Annotated in this window: 5 protein-coding genes; all 5 read right to left on the bottom strand. The window is 36.1% G+C overall.

Annotation, left to right across the window (positions count from 1 at the left end; all coding sequences use genetic code 11):
• On the bottom strand, positions 1–373 hold a 373-nt coding region (locus tag LIR34_RS17365), incomplete at its 3' end, for a hypothetical protein (RefSeq protein ID WP_265107749.1).
• A 376-nt stretch (positions 374–749) separates the two neighbouring features.
• Positions 750–1,013, bottom strand: coding sequence for a hypothetical protein (locus LIR34_RS17360; RefSeq protein WP_015524971.1), 264 nt, complete (start codon positions 1,011–1,013; stop codon positions 750–752).
• A 25-nt stretch (positions 1,014–1,038) separates the two neighbouring features.
• The gene (locus tag LIR34_RS17355; RefSeq protein ID WP_021976145.1) at positions 1,039–1,383 is read right to left on the bottom strand and encodes a hypothetical protein; all 345 of its coding nucleotides are present in this window, start codon (positions 1,381–1,383) and stop codon (positions 1,039–1,041) included.
• Positions 1,384–1,805: 422 nt separating this feature from the next.
• Positions 1,806–2,180 carry a hypothetical protein gene (locus tag LIR34_RS17350; protein WP_059085767.1) on the bottom strand — a complete coding sequence of 125 codons (375 nt, stop codon included), beginning with the start codon at positions 2,178–2,180 and terminating at the stop codon, positions 1,806–1,808.
• A 140-nt stretch (positions 2,181–2,320) separates the two neighbouring features.
• The gene (locus LIR34_RS17345; protein ID WP_173903407.1) at positions 2,321–3,298 is read right to left on the bottom strand and encodes a M28 family metallopeptidase; all 978 of its coding nucleotides are present in this window, start codon (positions 3,296–3,298) and stop codon (positions 2,321–2,323) included.
• Positions 3,299–3,771 lie beyond the last annotated feature (473 nt).

The following is a 3,771-nucleotide window of genomic DNA, read 5'->3' as shown; positions in this document are numbered from 1 at the left end:
TATCCTTTGCCTGCGGTACCACGATCTCGTAAAAATAAAATCCTAAATATCCAAGTGCCTGCTTCTTCATTTTATAAAAAGAAGTCCTGCCTATTCCTAGCTCCTGCTGTACTTCCACATCTGTCTTATTATAATGACTGCAAAAACAGGAATGAAGGATTTCACTGAGCATCACACCATTCGGTGCATAGAACTTCACCAGTGTCATTCCACGATAGATCATATCAGACAAGCCATAAATGATCATCAGGTTATTCATTTCCCGGTGCATCTTTGGCACATTCAGCTGATTGTTATAAATGCTCAGATAACTCAATGCATATGCCATATCTTCATTGATTTTCTCCTGGCACTCCATATCCAGTTCTTCCAATACAACTGGTTTTCTAAAATCAGTTTCTGGTAGCTTGTCATCAGTTCTTTAATATCAGTATAATGTCTTAATCCTGTGCATGACTTGCCATATGGAAGGTAATTTCTTTCACTGATTTAATTGCATAATCTCTGTCTGTCATCAGTTTCAAAATCTCCTTATCATCATCACACTAACTGGCGGTCTTTCAGACCAGTTCGCTTTCCCCATGATTTTGATGGGAAGCAATTGCTTACTACAACTTGCAGAAGCGGATATCCAAAAGGCATTGTGGGAGCTGCCTTTGCTGACCGAAATCCATCTTCTTATGTAAAACCTGCAGGAATATAAAGGGAAAGTGACTATCCCTGCCGATTAATAATCCAAATAATATCGTCTATACCAATCTCTCCTTATTTTTCAAAGCATCTGTAAAATCGTTTTCTATCATTTGGTTATAAAGTCTCTTCTGCGCCAGTTCATCTGTATAATACGCATAGTCATGATTATAATCTTCCATAACTGTTTCTGCCGCCATAGATGCATAATCATATATGGTAGCTATTGAAAGATTCTTATCTATATTTTTGTAAATACCATATTTAATCTTTATTCCTTTAATCGGAGCATTCTCTACAAACTCATTAATAACATTGTCCATTCTCCGATGATCCAGCTCACAATCATCACTTAATAAGCAGAGAAAAGATGCTTTTTCTTTTCTCACCGGTGCTGCTCAAGTTCATAATGCCTAACTCATCTAATCTTATATCTGAATCCTCACTTGCAAACGCAAACACTATTTTTTCGAATGTATCTGCATTTCCAATTCTTGCACATTTCATACGATAACGCAAAATATCATTACCATTTTTTATCCTGTAATGTATTGTGAACTGTGAGACCAGTTGCAGTTGTTTGCATATATTATTAAAATCCGTAGCAACCAGCATTTTATTTCTGTCTTCTTCAAATACATTGGTCTCTATATACTTTTGTATTACGGTTTCATATGTTTTCTTCTCGTTCATTAATTCATCTAACTCTGTGTTTTCATTTAGATGTCTATAAATCTGAATGTACTGATCTTGACGATTTACGCAATATATACTACTAAACTCATTCCCCAAAATGTTAATAATATCCGTAATCAGCATTTTTCCCCTTACTCTTCATTTACATATCATTTTATTGTAATCCCTTGATCTTTTTCAAAGATACTTTCGCTGTTGTTCCAAAGTTTCCATGTCTCTCTTTCTTTAAAATACAACGAAAAGTGAACTCTTATGTACTTGAAGAATCTGAAATACGATTCCTCCCTGTAAATATCAATCTGTTCCACAAAGCAATTAAAATTTATTCTTCTCAGTGACCTTAATATATAGTTTATCAAAATATAGAAGAAATGGATATATATTTTCTTTTAATATTTTTCTAAAAAAGCTTTATTTTATCACTCTTCAGTCACCGGACGCATCATGGAAAGCAGCTCCTTCCGGTAATGATCGGCCTTTTCCTGATTGCCCTGTTCTTTCCGTACCATCTTTGTGATTCCCGGATACTGTCCCGGGAAGCTTTGCAGCATGATACCATCTCCATAGATCAGGTAAACATCTCCGTCTGTCATATCTTCCTCTGTCAGCTTCTTTCCATTCTCATCCGTAAGCTTATCCGGTATCGTTCCGGAAAAAATCGTGTCCGTGTCCAGATCCGCAAAATACCAGCTGTTATCATCTGTATGAAAATACACTGCTGTCATCGGCTTTTCCCCACATCCCGCCAGACAGAACATAACAAGTACCGCCAGCATCACGATCCATTTTTTCATTATTCCACCTCCTAGTCTCTGTCAGTATTTGATTATTTCGACTTCGTACCGTGCTAGCACCATGAAAAACATTAATATTACTGACTTCTACAATGTTTTTTATCTGGCACTACCATTAGTGGGAGATTTTTAATATAAATTTAATTGATCGTTGGAAGTACTTCCATAACCTGATCAATCACTTCCACAATTCTCTGTATATCCATATTTTCTTTTACATCAGAACTATCATTCACGTTCAAACCATCTTGCCAGTCCTGGACAATAGATACTGCCGGGATATTCACTAATGCAAACGGATAATGGTCACTGTTGGTTGCCATTGTCAGGAAAAATCTGTCACTGGGTGTAAATAGTTCTGACATACTGTTTTTATTTAATTCTGCCAGTTTTTTCAATCCCTCATCATCATATTCCGCATTGTCTGGTCTTTTGTTTCCTTCGATCATCGCCATATAACCCAGATCACTTTTTTCTGCAATAGTATCAATATTTATTACTCCGATGATCTGTTTCCGCTCGTCCTCCGTCAGCTTACCAACATACCATCTTGAACCCAGCATATATTTCTCTTCGCCCGAGAACAGGATGAATTTTATATTATACGGTATCTCTGTATCTTTTAAAATCCTTGCCAGTTCAAGCACTGCTGCCACTCCGGAACCGTTATCATTGGCGCCCACCGAATCTTCTGCACTGTCATAATGGGCACTTATGATCAGATTTTTTGTAGTATCAATAGATGAGTTTTTTGTCACAATGATATTTTCACCAATGCCGTCAACAATTGCATTCTCGGCTGTTGATGCCAGAAACACATCTGCCTGCGAGGAATGCCTTATTGCATTCTCATTGTTTTCATCGTTATATTCGAATTTCTGGTATTCTATATTGTCATATCCCAGATTGCCAAAATATTCACTAATATATTCTTTTACATTCTGTATTGCATCAGAATTTATTGGACGCGGTTCAGAAGTGATTTCATCGATGATCTGTTCAATATTCTGTTCCAAAGGCTCTATTATTGTACCGTTCTGGGTAACACTCTCCGCCATTGTCTGAATTGGTGCTATTAATGATATAACCATAATTAAGGCAATTGTAATTTTTTTCATTTGTGAGCTCCCTCATTTTACCAAGTATTAATCAGTATCTTTTATCCAATAACTTTCCATGCAGAACCATAGGCTACAACGAAAGCTTTTTTTCATACCATAAACATTATCATGTGATATACTTCTGCCAATTAAATCTCAGATTTTGAAAAAGGGACAGACATTGATAAATTTACTTAGTTCCATTCTGGGCTATGCACGGAACATTACAACCACATGATCAAAAGGCGGTAAATCTGATATTCTAAATGTACATTGTGATCCTTTTTTAACAAAATTAGCTTTTTTATCATTTATGTTATCAACTGATACTATTATACCATGAACTGCATCACCAACCAAGTGTTCTTTTTTGCTTTTACAGCGTTCGTACAGTGCTTTTACAATTCATTGCACATCTGTAAAGGAAAGAGACTTCTTGCTATATATTATGTTAAATTCCTGAAAGTATTTTCTTTGCGTTCTCCAGGTTA

Source organism: Blautia sp. MSK17_66 (assembly GCF_020538025.1).
In the GTDB taxonomy this organism is placed as follows: Bacteria; Bacillota; Clostridia; order Lachnospirales; family Lachnospiraceae; genus Blautia_A.
Note: the sequence above shows the minus strand (reverse complement) of the source record. Positions and strands in the feature narration are given on the sequence as shown.

Bases quoted from the DNA above. Each gene is read 5' to 3' on its own strand.
- LIR34_RS17360 (WP_015524971.1), bottom strand. From the start codon at position 1,013: ATGGACAATGTTATTAATGAGTTTGTAGAGAATGCTCCGATTAAAGGA.
- LIR34_RS17355 (WP_021976145.1), bottom strand. From the start codon at position 1,383: ATGAACGAGAAGAAAACATATGAAACCGTAATACAAAAGTATATAGAG.
- LIR34_RS17350 (WP_059085767.1), bottom strand. From the start codon at position 2,180: ATGAAAAAATGGATCGTGATGCTGGCGGTACTTGTTATGTTCTGTCTG.
- LIR34_RS17345 (WP_173903407.1), bottom strand. From the start codon at position 3,298: ATGAAAAAAATTACAATTGCCTTAATTATGGTTATATCATTAATAGCA.